At 69.5% G+C, this 14049-nt stretch carries 15 protein-coding genes; 6 read left to right on the top strand and 9 right to left on the bottom strand.

Annotated elements, in window-relative coordinates:
• Nucleotides 1-17: 17 nt before the first annotated feature.
• The 5 genes from FAZ79_RS02330 (at nucleotide 18) to FAZ79_RS02310 (ending at nucleotide 5379) form a co-directional block, all read left to right on the top strand.
• Entirely contained in the window at nucleotides 18-260 is a 243-nt protein-coding gene (locus FAZ79_RS02330) for a hypothetical protein (RefSeq protein ID WP_136866301.1), read from the top strand.
• Nucleotides 257-2233 (top strand): GNAT family N-acetyltransferase, encoded by a 1977-nt coding sequence (locus FAZ79_RS02325; RefSeq protein WP_136866300.1) that lies wholly within the window; start codon nucleotides 257-259, stop codon nucleotides 2231-2233. Before FAZ79_RS02330 ends, FAZ79_RS02325 begins: the two co-directional genes overlap by 4 nt.
• Before the next feature lie 94 nt (nucleotides 2234-2327).
• Nucleotides 2328-3335, top strand: coding sequence for a 2-hydroxyacid dehydrogenase (locus tag FAZ79_RS02320; RefSeq protein WP_136866299.1), 1008 nt, complete (start codon nucleotides 2328-2330; stop codon nucleotides 3333-3335).
• A gap of 48 nt (nucleotides 3336-3383) precedes the next feature.
• Complete coding sequence (locus tag FAZ79_RS02315; RefSeq protein WP_136866298.1) at nucleotides 3384-4016, top strand: YrbL family protein; 633 nt, start codon at nucleotides 3384-3386, stop codon at nucleotides 4014-4016.
• A 91-nt stretch (nucleotides 4017-4107) separates the two neighbouring features.
• Nucleotides 4108-5379, top strand: a complete 1272-nt coding sequence (locus FAZ79_RS02310; protein WP_136866297.1) for an O-acetylhomoserine aminocarboxypropyltransferase/cysteine synthase family protein — start codon at nucleotides 4108-4110, stop codon at nucleotides 5377-5379.
• 190 nt (nucleotides 5380-5569) lie between these two features.
• Here FAZ79_RS02310 and FAZ79_RS02305 read toward each other — a convergent pair whose 3' ends face one another.
• The 7 genes from FAZ79_RS02305 to FAZ79_RS02275 form a co-directional block, all read right to left on the bottom strand.
• The gene (locus FAZ79_RS02305; protein WP_136866296.1) at nucleotides 5570-6223 is read right to left on the bottom strand and encodes a DUF1614 domain-containing protein; all 654 of its coding nucleotides are present in this window, start codon (nucleotides 6221-6223) and stop codon (nucleotides 5570-5572) included.
• Between the two features lie 107 nt (nucleotides 6224-6330).
• Nucleotides 6331-6942: a YiiX/YebB-like N1pC/P60 family cysteine hydrolase gene (locus tag FAZ79_RS02300; protein WP_136866295.1), complete on the bottom strand. Its 612-nt coding sequence runs from the start codon at nucleotides 6940-6942 to the stop codon at nucleotides 6331-6333.
• Complete coding sequence (locus FAZ79_RS02295) at nucleotides 6924-7238, bottom strand: hypothetical protein (RefSeq protein WP_247709468.1); 315 nt, start codon at nucleotides 7236-7238, stop codon at nucleotides 6924-6926. Before FAZ79_RS02295 ends, FAZ79_RS02300 begins: the two co-directional genes overlap by 19 nt.
• Before the next feature lie 139 nt (nucleotides 7239-7377).
• Nucleotides 7378-8304, bottom strand: a complete 927-nt coding sequence (locus FAZ79_RS02290) for a metal ABC transporter permease (protein ID WP_211238776.1) — start codon at nucleotides 8302-8304, stop codon at nucleotides 7378-7380.
• Nucleotides 8304-9521, bottom strand: a complete 1218-nt coding sequence (locus tag FAZ79_RS02285) for a metal ABC transporter permease (RefSeq protein ID WP_211238775.1) — start codon at nucleotides 9519-9521, stop codon at nucleotides 8304-8306. The genes FAZ79_RS02290 and FAZ79_RS02285 overlap by 1 nt, the downstream gene beginning before the upstream one ends.
• A complete protein-coding gene (locus tag FAZ79_RS02280; protein WP_282097223.1) occupies nucleotides 9521-10336 on the bottom strand; it encodes a metal ABC transporter ATP-binding protein in 816 nt (271 codons plus the stop codon). Before FAZ79_RS02280 ends, FAZ79_RS02285 begins: the two co-directional genes overlap by 1 nt.
• Complete coding sequence (locus FAZ79_RS02275) at nucleotides 10333-11361, bottom strand: zinc ABC transporter substrate-binding protein (RefSeq protein ID WP_136866294.1); 1029 nt, start codon at nucleotides 11359-11361, stop codon at nucleotides 10333-10335. Before FAZ79_RS02275 ends, FAZ79_RS02280 begins: the two co-directional genes overlap by 4 nt.
• A gap of 197 nt (nucleotides 11362-11558) precedes the next feature.
• Between FAZ79_RS02275 and FAZ79_RS02270 the strand changes: the two genes are divergently transcribed.
• Nucleotides 11559-12434: an HPP family protein gene (locus tag FAZ79_RS02270; RefSeq protein ID WP_169303533.1), complete on the top strand. Its 876-nt coding sequence runs from the start codon at nucleotides 11559-11561 to the stop codon at nucleotides 12432-12434.
• Nucleotides 12435-12450: 16 nt separating this feature from the next.
• Here the strand turns inward: FAZ79_RS02270 and rnt are convergent, their stop codons facing one another.
• Complete coding sequence (gene rnt / locus FAZ79_RS02265; protein ID WP_136866292.1) at nucleotides 12451-13113, bottom strand: ribonuclease T; 663 nt, start codon at nucleotides 13111-13113, stop codon at nucleotides 12451-12453.
• 7 nt (nucleotides 13114-13120) lie between these two features.
• A complete protein-coding gene (folD, locus tag FAZ79_RS02260; RefSeq protein WP_136866291.1) occupies nucleotides 13121-13981 on the bottom strand; it encodes a bifunctional methylenetetrahydrofolate dehydrogenase/methenyltetrahydrofolate cyclohydrolase FolD in 861 nt (286 codons plus the stop codon).
• Nucleotides 13982-14049: the final 68 nt, after the last annotated feature.

The raw sequence follows: 14049 nt of genomic DNA, 5'->3' as shown, positions 1-14049 counted from the left end.
GCGTTTACACTGCCCCCATGGCCGACACCGCTCCCACCCCGACCCTCGGCGACCCGCTCGACGCGGCACTGCCCGCCTGGCGGCGTGCCGGCCACCGGCTGCCCGTGATCCTCAGCGGCTCGCCCGCCTGGGCACTCGCCCAGGGCCATTCACTGACCCGCGACAACACGCTCTGGATCGGCCCGGACGCCCCCGCGGGGTCGATGCGCTGTCGTTCCGCCGCGCCACCGCCGCGCTGGGCGGGGAAAGCGACCGGGTGATCGTCAATTCGCTGGCCGGCTTTGACCCCGACGCGCTGGGCGCCGCCGCCGGCCGGGTGCGCGCCGGCGGTTGCCTGGTACTGCTCACCCCGCCACTGGCCGACTGGCCGACCCGGGACGATACCGAGATGGCGCGCCTGGTGCCCTATCCGTTTACAGCAAGCGACGCCGGACCGGCCTATCGAGACCGGCTGGCGCGTGTCCTCGGCGAGGCACCCACGAGCTGGCAGGTGATCGAACACCACCCGCTGCCCCCGGTGCCGACACCCGACATACCCGTACCCGACACGCCCACCGACCACCACCCGACCGGCATCTCCGGATGCGCCGACTGTCGCAGCCCCGACCAGGCCGAGGCCATCGAGCGCATCATGGCCGTCGCCCGTGGCCGCCCCCGTCGACCGCTGGTGCTGCGTTCGCACCGCGGGCGCGGCAAGACCTCGGCCCTGGGCCTGGCCGCGGCGCGCGTGCTCGAGGCCGGACTGGGCGACGTGCTGGTGACCGCACCGCGGCGGGAGGCGGTGGCCCCGCTGTTCGACCGATTGGCCGAGGCGACCGGGATTACGCCCGACGGCGACGGCAGCCTTCGAGTCGGCGATTGCCGGCTGCGCTTCGTGCCACCCGATGTGCTGCTCGGGCAACAATCCGGGCAATACGCCCGGGCCCGGTTGTTGCTGATCGACGAGGCCGCCGCCCTGCCTGCCGCCGCGCTCGACGGGCTGTTCTCAACATTCGGCCGCTGCGTCTTTGCCACCACCGAACACGGCTACGAGGGCAGTGGCCGCGGCTTTACCCTGCGCTTTCTGCCCCGCCTCGAGGCCTCGGCCGTCTCGGTGCATCACCATTGGCTGACCACGCCCATCCGCTGGGCAGCGGGTGACCCGCTCGAGGCCCTGATCGACCGATTGCTGCTGCTGGATGCCGACCCCGCCGAGTCCCTGCCCGACCGGGCGCTGGCAACTTCGAGCCCACCGACCCGGCTCGATCCGCTCGCGCTGGCCGCCGACGAGCGCCGCCTGGGCGAATGGTTCGGCCTGCTGGTGGCCGCGCACTACCGCACCACCCCGCGCGACCTGCGCCAGCTGCTCGACGGGCCGGCGAGCCAGCTCTGGGCGATAGAGACCGGCTCGGCGATCGATCGGGCGGTGATCGCCACCGCCGCCACCCAGGACGAGGGCGGCCTGCCGGACGACCTGGCGGCCGCGGTCTTCGACGGCGAGCGCCGCCTGCGCGGTCACCTGCTCCCGCAAACCCTGGCAGCCCACGCGGGCTGGCCCGATTGGCCTCGACTGACCGGTCGACGTATCCAGCGCATCGCCGTCCACCCGGCCGCGCGCCGACAGGGGAGCGGCGGCGAGCTGGTCGCCGCGATCGCCGCGACCGCCCGCGACGAGGGGCGCGACTTCGTCGGTGCCAGCTTCGGCATGGACGACGAGCTGGTCGCCTTCTGGGCCGCTGCCGGCATGCAGGTACTGCACCTCGGACAGCATCGCGACCACGCCTCGGGCAGCCAGGCGGTGGTCATGGCCATGGGCCTGAGTCCGGCAGGCGAGGCGGCGGTCGAGCGCGCGGCCGCCGGCTTCGTTGACCGGCTGCCCACGCGGGCTGCCGGCCCGTTACGCCACGTCGAGCCCGAACGCCTCGCCACCCTGCTCGCCGTCACCGCGCCCCGACACGTGCCCGCATTGACGCACGATCAGCACCGCCAGCTGATCGCCTGCGCGCGACACCGCCATCACCTGGATGCCGCGCTGGACACCCTGCGCGCGTGGCTGACACCGGCCCTGACGCAACCGGCGGCCCAGCAGGCCCTTGAGCCGGAGCGGCGCGCATTGCTGATTGGTCGTATGCTGCAGTTGCAGGACGAGGCAACGCTCGCCGATCGATTCGGTCTGGCCGGTCACCGCGACGTCGAGGCCACGTGCCGACAGGCCCTGGCCCGATTACTCGATGCGCTGGCGTATCAACGCTGATGGGCCGGCTGATGGGGCGTTGCGCAGGCCGGCAGGCCCGACGGTCCACCGGATATCACACGCTTTAGCGCGCGTTTCGCCAAGGAGTACGAAGATGAAAGTCGCGTTCTTTTCCACCAAGCCCTATGACCGCGAGTCCTTCGAGGCGATCGATCACAGCCATGAAATCGACTTCTTCCCCCAGCGGCTGACCGAGGGCAGCGTCCATCTCGCCCGTGGCTACCCGGCCGTGTGCGCGTTTGCCAACGACGTGCTCGGCGCCCCGGTGATCCGGGCGCTCGCCGAGGGCGGTACCGAGGTGCTGGCACTCCGCTGCGCCGGCTGCAACCACGTCGACTTCGATGCGGTGGCCGAGACCGGTCTGCGCGTCGTCCACGTGCCGGCCTACTCGCCCAACGCGGTGGCCGAACACGCCGTGGCGCTGATGCAGGCGGTCAACCGGCAGATCCCGCGGGCAACCGCCAGGGTGCGCATGGGCAACTACGCCCTGCACGGGCTGGCCGGCTTCGACGTGGTCGGCAAGACGGTGGGCGTGATCGGTACGGGCAAGATCGGCGCGGTGTTCGCCCGGATCCTCAAGGCCGGCTTCGGCGCCCGCGTGATCGCCCACGACCCCTACCCCAACCCGGACTGCGAGGCGATGGGGGTGGAGTACGTCTCCCTCGACATGCTGTTCGAGCGATCGGACGTGATCAGCCTGCACTGCCCGTTGACCGAGGACAGCCATCATCTGATCGACGCCGAGGCGATCGCGCGGATGAAACCGGGCGTGGTGATCGTCAACACGGCCCGTGGCGCGGTGGTCGACACGCCGGCGATCATCGATGGCCTCAAGAGTGGGCGGATCGGCGGGCTGGGGATGGACGTCTACGAGCACGAGGGACCGCTGTACTTCGAGGACCGCAGCGACGAGGTCCTCACCGATGACCTGTTCGCTCGCCTGCTGGGTTTTCACAACGTAGTGATCACCGGCCACCAGGCCTTTCTCACCCACGAGGCACTGGGCCAGATCGCCGGTCAGACCCTGCAGAACCTGACCTGCATCGAGACCGGTGCGGCCTGCGAGCGGGAGATCACCCCGCCCGAGGAACAGGCCGACTGACCCCTCGCGGTCGGCGCGGTACAATCGCAGGCTTTGCCCCGAGCGCCCATGGACCTGATCACCCCGCTAGAACTCTCCTCGCTCGAGCCCGTCGGCCAGGGCGCGCAGAAGCTGGTCTTCCGCCACCCGGACGACCCGCGCGTGCTGGTCAAGGTGGTCAATCCGCGCTTTATCGAACGCCGTGACCGCAAGGACCGCTTCTACCAGAAGCGCCGCCGCATCGGCCATCACCGGGCGTTTGCCCGCGAGATGATCGAGCACCTCGCCGCGCGCGCGCTGGCCCCCGGTCGACTCGCCCCCTGCCCGCACATGCAGAACATCCTCGGCGTGGTCGACACGGACATGGGCGCGGCCCTGCTGGTCGAGGCGGTACTCGATGAAAACGGCGAGTTGGCGCCCACGCTTCGGGATCTGGTGGAATCCGGGCGCTACGGCGAGTGCGAGCAGCAGGCACTCGAGGTGTTCCTCGACTGGGCGCTGACCGCCAACGTGCTGATCAACGACCTGTCGGCGGACAACCTTGCCTGGCACCCGGACGGGCACTTCGTGATGATCGACGGGCTGGGCGACCGGGCCGGCATCCCGATCCGCGCGGTCAGCCCCTGGCTCAACCGCCTGTACAAGCGCAAGAAGATCCGGCAACTGCGCGCGGAAATCGCCTCGCTGCCACCAGGCACCTGATCCCAGGTATCTGATCCCAAATGCCTAACCCAGGGGCGCGGCCAGCCGGTTCCCTGCTAATCTCGGTGCAAAACGACACTGGGAGGAAACCATGCGCCCCGAAACCATCGCCCTGCACGCAGGCTACGAGCCGGATGACCAGCACGCCGTCGCCGTGCCGATCCACCAGACCACCTCCTACAGCTTCGACAGCGCCCAGCACGCCGCCGACCTGTTCGATCTCAAGGTCCAGGGGAACATCTACTCGCGCATCATGAACCCCACCTGCGGGGTGCTCGAGGCACGCATGGCCGCCCTCGACGGCGGCGTGGGCGCACTGGCCACGGCCACCGGCATGGCGGCGATCACCTACGCCATCCAGACCGTCGCCCAGGCCGGCGACAACATCATCTCGATCAGCGAGCTCTACGGCGGCACCTACAACCTGTTCGCCCACACCTTCCCGCGCCAGGACATCGAGGTGCGCATGCAGGACAAGGACGACTTCGCCGGCATCGAGGCGGCGATCGACGGCCGTACCCGCGCGATCTACTGCGAGTCGATCGGCAACCCCTCAGGCAGCGTCGCCGACATCGAGCGCCTGGCCGACATCGCCAACCGCCACGGCCTGCCACTGATGGTCGACAACACGGTGGCCACCCCCTTCCTGTTGAAGCCCATCGACTACGGCGCGGACATCGTGATCCACTCGGCCACCAAGTACATCGGCGGCCACGGCACCACGCTCGGCGGCGTGATCGTCGACTCGGGCAACTTCGACTGGGCGGCGCACCCGGAACGCTTCTCGCTCCTGATCGACCCGGACCCGTCCTACCACGGCGTGAGCTACACCAACGACGTCGGCGAGGCGGCCTTCATCACCCGCGCCCGCGTGGTGCCGTTGCGCAACACCGGCGCGGCCCTGTCGGCGCAATCCGCCTGGAATCTGCTGCAGGGGCTGGAGACGCTCTCGCTGCGCATGGATCGCATCTGCGAGAACACCCAGGAGGTGGCCGAGTTTCTCGAGGGTCACCCGCAGGTCGGCTGGGTGCAGTACGCGGGCCTGCCCGATCACAAGGACCATCGCCTGGCGCAGAAGTACATGGACGGGCGCGCCTCCGGCATCCTCAGCTTCGGCCTCAAGGGCGGTCGCGAGGCTGGCGTGAAGTTCTACGACGCCCTCGATCTGATCCTGCGGCTGGTCAATATCGGCGATGCCAAGAGTTGCGCCGCCATCCCCGCCTCGACCACCCACCGCCAGCTCAACGACGAGGAACTTCGCGCCGCCGGCGTGCCGCCGGACATGGTGCGCCTGTCGATCGGCATCGAACACGTCGACGACCTGATCGAGGATCTCGACCAGGCGCTCAAGGCGGCACGCTGACGTAATCGAGGACGGACGCGAACACTCGCGCTACCCAGCGAGCGACGCCACTGTAGGTCGGGCTTCAGCCCGACAGCCGCCCAGACCACCCCTCCCCTGCCGAAACCGAATCACCTGTCATCCGGGTGGAATGTCGGGCTGAAGCCCGACCTACGAATGACGGTGGTTTCTGGTAAGGGGCTTGACCGCCTCAGGCCAGCAACACCGCGATAATGCCGGTGACTAAGATGCCGTCGAAGGTGCCCGCCCCGCCGATCGAGGCCACCGGCGAACCGAGCTTGCGCACGTCCTTGAGACGCAGCAGGTCGGCGCCGATCAGCACGCCGATCGTCCCGCCCACGTAGGCCAGCGCCGCACTGTGTTCCGGATCGATCAACAGGCCGAAACCCGCCGCGGCCAGCGGCGCGACCAGGATGGGCATGCCGATGCCAAGCCCCGGTATCGGGCGGCTGGCCACGTAGGCGACGGTAGAGACCAGGGCCACGGCCAGCAGGTGGTTGCCCAGCGGGGCGCCCGCGTTGAGCACGAGGTAGGCGGCAAAGGTCACCGGTAGCAGACAGCCGCCCAGGTTCACCGCGACCGTGGTGACACCCTCGAAGGGTTGCTGGCGATGCGCGAGGATGCGCCGGATCGGTTCGGGGACGGGCTGGTCGGGCTCCTCGGCCTGCATGCGAAACAGCGGCACGTTGACGAGGCTGCCCATCAGCGAGACGAACAACAGGGTCATGCCCGACTCGGGGGCCAGGCCGAGCTTTTCGAAGGCGATCTGCAACGCCCCGATCTGGATCAGGGTGAACAGCACCACCAGGCCGAGCATGGCGAGGAGAAAACCGGGATTGGGCATATCGCTGCTCTCGCTGCCTGTCAGGGGTGTCGTGGCGTCGGCCCCGATTCACGCGTCAAGGGCAAACGACCGGTCCACGGCCGGCCACCCAGAGCAACCACACCGGGCTATCGCGCCGAGAGGTGACCTGAGCGTGGGGCCGACCGAGCCGACGCATCCAGCTCGACCAGCCGGTCGACCGGCACGAAGGCGCGTCCCCCCACCGTGGGCAATTCCCGCCCCGCCGGCAAGCCACCGACGCGCTCGAGCCCGCGCCAGACCAGTTCCGAGCAGTACATGGCCGGACGGTCGTCGAGGCGAAAGCGGGTATCGAATGCGGTGTTTCGGGCCAGGTGCCCGTCGAGCCAGGCACGCAGCTGCCGGCGCTGCCCATCATTCAGCGCCGGGCGCACCAGACGACTGAGTTGCGCCTGTCCGGTAAAGCGGGCGAGCGGTTCGCGACGGATGTGGCCACCCAGGGGCGAGCCATCCATGTGCACCACCTCGAGGTCATCACCGTCTCGCACGATCATGCCGACGTGGCTCCAGCGTGGGTCGTGCTCGGCAAATCGGCGGGCCAGGAACGCCCAGGCCCCGTCGTTGCCGGTCAGCACGATATCGCCGGTCTGCAATGGCGGGGCCGTCGGGGTGTTCGGGGAGACCTCCCCTGCCTGCACCGGCAGCGCGGCCAGGGCCAGGAAGAGCGCGAACGCGCGGCTGATCAGGGATTCGCCTCGCACTGCTTGGCGGCGATCATGATCTCCTGGAAGGTGTTCTGGTCCAGGCGGGTGCCGATCTGCTCGAGGGAGGCATCCTCCTCGCGCATCAGCTTGACCAGCTCACCGAACTGCTCCTCGCTGAGGTTCTTGTCCAGCCGCTCGCCCATGCAGGCACAGCCCTCGACATCCCCGGAGTTCTCCTCGCAGGTGGCCTCGAAATCGGCCTTGGGGCTCGAACAGCCGGCCACGGCCAATGCCAGCAAACCGGCCACGGCGGTCAGGCCGGCGACCTTCCCTGTCTTCAGGACTTCCATCATGCGTTCTCTTCCTCTCGGGTAATGCGTGTTGCCAAGTCGACGGGCGGTGGCCTCGACCGGGACAGTTTACCGGGCCGTAAACGGCGCCGCGACCGCCGGACGGTCGGCCGCCGTCTACCCCTCGATTATCGTGGCGCGCTCAGCCGTCGGCCGGGGCACCACTGGATCGACGATGCGGGCCGTAGACGGCGGCCAGGGCCAGGACGAGCCCGGCGACCGTGGCGATCATGCCGGCGGCGCTCACGGCGTCGTCGGCACCCAGCCACAGCGGACCGTAACCGGCCAGCACGTAGCCCATCACCGCCGAGAAGACGGCAAAGGCCACCGACCAGAGCACCTGGGTCTCGAGTCGGTTGGTCATCAGGCGCGCGGCGGCCGGCGGGCAGATGAACATGGCGATGACGATTATCGAGCCCACCGCGTCGAAGGCGGCGACCGCGGCGATGGCCGCCATGATCACCAGCCCGAAACCGATCAGGTTGGTCCGCATGCCCAGCACGCGGGCAAAGCCCTCGTCGAAGGTAGATATCTTCAGCGGTCGCCAGAACACCACCGTGAACAGCAACATCACCAGTGCCACGATCGAGATGCGCCCCAGCTCCGGCGGCAGGCCAGCCAGGGCGACCGGGTCGAACAGCGAACTCCAGCCCCGGGCCTCCACCCAGATCAGGCTCTCGAGGTTGCCGTAGAGCGCGTGCTGCACGTCCAGGTGCACCGAGGAGGTGTCCGACTGCTCGAGCAGGAGTACGCCGAAGGCGAACAGCGCGGTGAAGGCCACGCCCATGGCCGCGCCCGGCTCGATACGCCCCAGCCGCCGGATCAGTTCGATCAGGAGCACGGCCACCACCGCCGCGCTGGCGGCACCGGCCATCATCGCCCAGGAACTGACCGTGCCGCTCAAGAGAAAGCCGACCACGATCCCGGGCAGAACGACGTGACTGATGGCATCGCCGATCAGGGCCTGTCGGCGCAGCACCAGGAAATTGCCGGGTAGCGCGCAGGCAATGGCGGCGAACACGCCGATCAGGATCGGCACCAGCGAGAGCATCACGAACTCGCCACCCATCAGGCGCACTCCCCGCCGGACTCGGCGATCTGGCGATCGATCTCGCGGATCTCGTCGCGGGTTAGCACGTCCTCGATCGGCAGCAGCCCGTCGTAGCGGGACACGGCCGACTCGTGCGAGTGCATGCGGCGGGCGATCGCCCAGCGCGATTCGTCGCGGCAGGCCTTCTCGGCGCGCCGGCGCCCCAGCTCGGTGGGCACGCCGTCCGCGCGGGCCAGTCCCGCACGCACCAGCAGGCCCAGGGTGTAGCGCTCGTATATGGGCAGGTCCTGGGCGATCGCCAGCAGCCCCTGGCGCAGGTGGATGCGGCGCTGCTGGCGCCGGTGGCGCAGCCAGGCGGCCAGCACCCCGCGACCGGGGGCGAACAGCATCGAGACGGCGAACAGGGCGAAGGCGGTCAGCACGATGATCGGTCCGGTGGGCAGCGCCGGGGCCGTCGCGGAAATCGCCGCGCCGACAAAGCCCGAGACCCCGCCGAACACGCCGGCGATGCCCACCACCCGGTCGCTGCGATTGCTCCAGAACCGGGCGGTCACCGGCGGGATGATCAGCAACGCGACGATCAGCACGAGGCCGACCACCTTGAGCCCGATGATGGTCACCGCCAACACGAGGCCCATCATGGCCAGGTCCACGCGCCGGACATTGACCCCGGCGGCGGACGCGAAACCGGCATCGAAGGCCACCAGGGTCATGGGCCGGCGCAGCGCCCAGACCACCAGCACCGCCAGTGCCCCGGCCACCGCGATCAGCACGGCATCCTGGTAGAGCATGCCCGCCGTGGCACCCAGCAGGAAATCCTCGAGCCCCGCCGGGCGGCCGACCGAGACGGTCTGGATGACGGTCAGCAGCACCACGCCGAAACCGAAGAACACCGAGAGTACCGCGCCGATCGCGGCGTCCTCGGCCAGGCGCGTGTGCCGGGTCAGCGCGTGCATGGCCCACAGGCCCAGCGTCGCGGTGAGCGAGGCGCCCAGCAACAGGCCGACCAGGTGACGACCGTCGCCGCCGAAGGCCGTCATTACCAGGAAGGCAAGCCCCACACCGGGGAGCGTCGAATGACTGATCGCGTCCGAGACCAGCGCGCGTTTTCGCAGGAACAGGAAGGTGCCCGACGCCCCGGCAGCAATGCCGAGCAGCGCCGCGCCGATGGCCACCAGCGTGGCGTTGTAGCCGAGTTGCAAGGTCAGGGCGTCGAGCAGCATGGTCGCCCCCATCAGTGACCGCCGAGCTGGAGCTGGTCCATCAGGTTCGCCGCCAGGCGGCCGCCATAGGCACGCTGCAAGTTCTCCTCGGTGAAGGCCTCGGCGACGGGGCCTTCGGCGACCTTGTGCACGTTGATCATCAAGACGTGATCGAAGTAGTCGCGCACGGTGGATAGATCGTGGTGGACGGCAACGACCGTGCGCCCCTCCGCCTTCAGGCCCTTGAGCACGTCGATGATCGCGCGCTCGGTGGCCGCGTCGACCCCGGCGAACGGCTCGTCGAGCAGGTAGAGGTCCGCCCCCTGGGCCAGGGCTCGCGCAAGAAAGACCCGTTGCTGCTGGCCGCCGGACAGCTGGCCGATCTGCCGATCGGCAAAATCGCGCATGCCGACGCGATCGAGGCAATCGAAGGCACGCTGGCGATGATGCCCGCGCACCGGCTGCAGCAGGCCGAGCTCACGGACCAGCCCCATCAGCACCACGTCGATCACGCGGGTGGGAAAATCCCAATCGACCGAGGCGCGCTGGGGCACGTAGGCAATGCGCCGCCGGCTCGCGGCCAGCGGCTGGCCGAACACCGAAACCACCCCGGACAGCCGCGGCACGATGCCCAGCACGGCCTTGAGGGTGGTCGACTTGCCGGCGCCGTTCGGACCGATAATGGCGGTCATCGATCCCGGCTCGACCGTCATGTCGAGCGAGAACACGGCCGGCTTGTCGCCGTAGGACACCGTCAGGCCACGCACCGCGAGCGGCTTGTCCGACAGGCTGTCGAGCGGGTCGCTCGGCGTCCCCCGCCCCATGGCCGTGCGCAACGCGTCAATCATCGCGACGCCTCGGCCGGAGCCACGGCCAGGCGCCCCTGCATGCCGTCGGCCGGTGCTTCGCCGCCCAGGGCGCGAACGATGGTAGTGATGTTGTGGTCGATCATGCCGATATACGTCCCCTCGTAGGTCCCCGCCGGGCCCATCGCATCGGAATAGAGCGTACCCGCGATGCGCACCGCGTGACCGCGCGAACCCGCGCCTTCCACCAGCGCGCGGATGTTGCGATCGGATACCGAGCTTTCCACGAATACCGCGCCGATGCGGCGTTCGACCAGCAGGTCGACGAGATCCCGAATCCGGCGCAGTCCCGCCTCGGACTCGGTCGATATGCCCTGGATGCCGATCACCTCGAAGCCGTAGGCCCGACCGAAGTAGGCAAAGGCATCGTGGGCGGTGAGCAGCACGCGCGCCTCGTCGGGCACGCTCGAGGTCATCTCGGCGGCCCAGTCGCCGAGTCGCTCGATGCGCTCGAGGTAGGCATCCGCGCGTTGGCGGAACATCGCTACCCGGTCGGGGCGCGCCTCGATCATGGCCTCGCGGATCGCCACGACCACCTTGGCCCAGAGCGACGGGTCCATCCAGACGTGCGGGTCGCGCTTGTCGTCGTAGTCCTCGTGGCCGAGCAGACGCTCGCGCGGCAGTTGCTCGGCGACGGCCACCACGGTCTGGCGCTTGGCCAGTCGCTGGAGGAACTCCTCCATCTGCGCCTCGAGGTACAGGCCGTGCCAGAGCACCAGGTCGGCACGCGTCATGGCGACGATGTCGCTGCGGGTCTGGCGGTAGCTGTGCGGGTCGATCCCGGGGCCCATCAGCCCCTCGACCTCGACCGAATCCCCCCCGATCTCGCGTGCCGCGTCGGCGATCATGCCGGTGGTCGCGACAATGGAAAGGCGCTCGCCCGCCTGACCGGCCAGCGGCGCGGCCAACAGCACGACCAGGGCCGGGAACGCCAGCGCGCATCGCCGCAGGTAGCGCCTCGCGGCGTCCGTCAGGATGCCCCGCCCTGCTCTCTCGTTTGCCGGCATCGACTGCCCCTCGCCAAAGTTAGTCAAGACTAACTTTTAACTCTATCCGCTCGACCCGGACCCCGTCAATCCACGCGCCCCTGCACGCGGCCCTCGGTTGGGCCGGTTGCACCATCACGGGGCAAGACAGGTAGAATCCGCGCTCCTCGACCGACGCCGATCGGCCCACGCCGCTTGATGCAATGCAGGAAACCGGCATGACTGACCCGACCCAAGACAAGACCCTGTTGACTCGTATCCGCGACCTGATCGGCCCCGGCACCACCCGGGTGGGCTGGCGCGAGATGGTGATCGCGGGACTGGCCGCCCTGGTGGGGATCTGGGCCGTCTACGCCTTGACCAACTGGGTGGCCGGGCCGTGGGCAGCGCTCCTGATGGTCGGCTCGATGGGTGCGGCGGCCGTGCTGCTGTTCGCCGTGCCGCACGGGGCGTTGTCCCAGCCGTGGCCGGTGTTCGGCGGCCAGATCGTGTCGGCGGCGATCGGCGTGAGCGCGGCGGCCTGGATTCCCGACCCGGCCCTGGCGGCCGGGGTGGCCGTCGGTGGGGCGATCGCGGCCATGCAGTTGCTGCGCTGCGTGCACCCGCCCGGCGGGGCGACCGCCCTGATCGCGGTGATCGGCGGGGCACCGGTCCACGAGCTGGGCTATCTCTATCTCGTCGTCCCGGTGCTGGCGAACACCGCGATCCTGTTCGCGGTGGCGGTGATCGCCAATTACCCGTTCCCGTGGCGGCGCTACCCCATCGGGCTCGCCCGCTGGGACGAACCGCCCGCTCCGCCGCTGACCTCGCGCCACCTACAGGCGGCGGTGCGCGACCTCAACGTCGTGGTCGACATCACCCCGGCGGAGCTCGACGCGATCGCGCGACTCGCCATCGCGCACGCCACGCAGGACAACTCGCCCCTGCAGGTGCCGGTGGGCGAGCGCTACGTGCATGCCGAGGCCGGAAAGACGGACAAGGACTCCGTGACCATCCACAAGCGCTTCGAGGGCGAGGACGACGGGCACGGTCGGGGACGGATCACGCTCAACGTGGTCCACCGCGAGGACGACACGGAGGCGGGGACGACGTAGGGATCGGAGGACCGCCCTACTTGATCGGCTCGCGCACCCGCAATGCGGCCCGGCCGTTCTCGGTGGAGAGCCGGTTGGTGATGTGACAGAACAGCTCGGCGGTCTTCTGCGCGTCGTAGAGCGCGCCGTGGGCGCGGCTGTTGTCCCAGTCGAAACCCGCGGCGGTGCAGGCCTTGGCCAGCACCGTCTCGCCGATCGCCACGGCGGCAGCGGTGACCGTGTCGAGCGTGGAGAACGGGTGGAAGGGGTTGCGCTTGTAGCCGGTGCGCTCGCAGGCGGCCTTGACCACGGCGAGGTCAAACGGCGCGTTGTGGCCCACCAGGATCGCGCGGCGCGCGTTGAGCGCCTTGACCTGGCGGCGGATCGGGCGGAAGAAGGCATCCAGCGCGGCACGCTCTTCGACCGCCTCGCGTTCGGGGTCGGAGGGGTCGATGCCGTGGATCTTGATCGAGACGGGGTCGACCTCCGTCAGGTGACTGGGGTGCACCGAGACGGCGATCTCCTCGGTGGGATAGAGCCGGCCGCGCTCGTCGACGTCGAGCAGCACGGCGGCCAGCTCGAGCAGGGCATGCCCCTGCGGGTCGAGCCCGCCGGTCTCCACGTCGACGACCACGGGCACGAAGCCGCGAAAGCGACGCGCGATGGTCCAGTCGGACGGGTCGGCGGCGGCCTCGCTCATCGGGCGCTCAACCCAAACCCAGCCGACGCCGCCAGGACGTGACCGTGTTGTGCATCAGCATGGCGATGGTCATCGGCCCCACCCCGCCGGGCACCGGCGTGATGAACTCGGCCCGTTCGGCCGCCGCGTCGAAGTCGACATCGCCATGCAGCGTGCCGTCCTCGCGACGGTGGATACCCACGTCGATCACGATCGCCCCGTCCTTGATCCACTCGCCCCTGACCAGCCCCGGCTTGCCGGCGGCGACCACGACCAGGTCGGCACGACGGACGTGGGCGGCCAGGTCCTCGGTGAAGCGGTGGCAGACCGTGACGGTGGCCCCGGCCAGCAGCAGCTCGAGGGCCATCGGACGGCCGACGATGTTCGACGCCCCCACCACGACGGCCTCCATGCCGTGCAGGTCGCGCCCGGTCTCCTCGAGCAAGCGCATCACCCCAAAGGGCGTGCAGGGGCGCAGGCCCGGCTGACGGATGGCGAGCCGGCCGATGTTGGTGGGGTGAAAGCCGTCGACGTCCTTGTCCGGGTCGATGCGGTTGATGATCGAATCGGCGCTCAGGTGCTCCGGCAACGGCAGCTGAACCAGGATGCCGTCGATGCGCGGGTCCTCGTTGAGCTCGTCGACCAGGGCATCGAGCTCGGCCTGGGTGACCGTGTCCTTGAGATCGTGCGAGAACGATTCGATGCCGAGCTTGGCGCAGGCCTTGCGCTTGTTGGCCACGTAGACCGACGAGGCCGGATCCCCCCCCACCTGCACCACCGCCAGCCCGGGCGGACGGTGGCCGTTCTCGGTATAGGCGGCGATCGTCTCGGCAAGCCCGGCGCGCACGGTGGCGCCGACGGCTCGCCCGTCGAGAAGTCTTGCAGTCATGGGGCGTGTCACATGCGGGGAAAGGCGCGATTGTCGCACGCGCGTTGGGCCGACTCAACGCCGCCCGG

Origin of the sequence: Guyparkeria sp. SB14A (assembly GCF_005096345.1) — a bacterium.
Classification (GTDB): Bacteria; Pseudomonadota; Gammaproteobacteria; order Halothiobacillales; family Halothiobacillaceae; genus Guyparkeria; species Guyparkeria hydrothermalis.
The sequence above is the reverse complement of the archived record's forward strand: the minus strand, read 5'-3'. Positions and strand labels throughout refer to the sequence as shown.

What these genes read in the sequence shown, in the direction of transcription:
- FAZ79_RS02275 (WP_136866294.1), bottom strand. Translation starts at nt 11,361, where the DNA reads ATGCCGGCAAACGAGAGAGCAGGGCGGGGCATCCTGACGGACGCCGCG.
- FAZ79_RS02305 (WP_136866296.1), bottom strand. Translation starts at nt 6,223, where the DNA reads ATGCCCAATCCCGGTTTTCTCCTCGCCATGCTCGGCCTGGTGGTGCTG.
- FAZ79_RS02285 (WP_211238775.1), bottom strand. Translation starts at nt 9,521, where the DNA reads ATGGGGGCGACCATGCTGCTCGACGCCCTGACCTTGCAACTCGGCTAC.
- FAZ79_RS02295 (WP_247709468.1), bottom strand. Translation starts at nt 7,238, where the DNA reads ATGATGGAAGTCCTGAAGACAGGGAAGGTCGCCGGCCTGACCGCCGTG.
- FAZ79_RS02320 (WP_136866299.1), top strand. Translation starts at nt 2,328, where the DNA reads ATGAAAGTCGCGTTCTTTTCCACCAAGCCCTATGACCGCGAGTCCTTC.
- FAZ79_RS02330 (WP_136866301.1), top strand. Translation starts at nt 18, where the DNA reads ATGGCCGACACCGCTCCCACCCCGACCCTCGGCGACCCGCTCGACGCG.
- FAZ79_RS02310 (WP_136866297.1), top strand. Translation starts at nt 4,108, where the DNA reads ATGCGCCCCGAAACCATCGCCCTGCACGCAGGCTACGAGCCGGATGAC.
- FAZ79_RS02290 (WP_211238776.1), bottom strand. Translation starts at nt 8,304, where the DNA reads ATGGGTGGCGAGTTCGTGATGCTCTCGCTGGTGCCGATCCTGATCGGC.
- FAZ79_RS02280 (WP_282097223.1), bottom strand. Translation starts at nt 10,336, where the DNA reads ATGATTGACGCGTTGCGCACGGCCATGGGGCGGGGGACGCCGAGCGAC.
- FAZ79_RS02270 (WP_169303533.1), top strand. Translation starts at nt 11,559, where the DNA reads ATGACTGACCCGACCCAAGACAAGACCCTGTTGACTCGTATCCGCGAC.
- rnt (WP_136866292.1), bottom strand. Translation starts at nt 13,113, where the DNA reads ATGAGCGAGGCCGCCGCCGACCCGTCCGACTGGACCATCGCGCGTCGC.
- folD (WP_136866291.1), bottom strand. Translation starts at nt 13,981, where the DNA reads ATGACTGCAAGACTTCTCGACGGGCGAGCCGTCGGCGCCACCGTGCGC.
- FAZ79_RS02315 (WP_136866298.1), top strand. Translation starts at nt 3,384, where the DNA reads ATGGACCTGATCACCCCGCTAGAACTCTCCTCGCTCGAGCCCGTCGGC.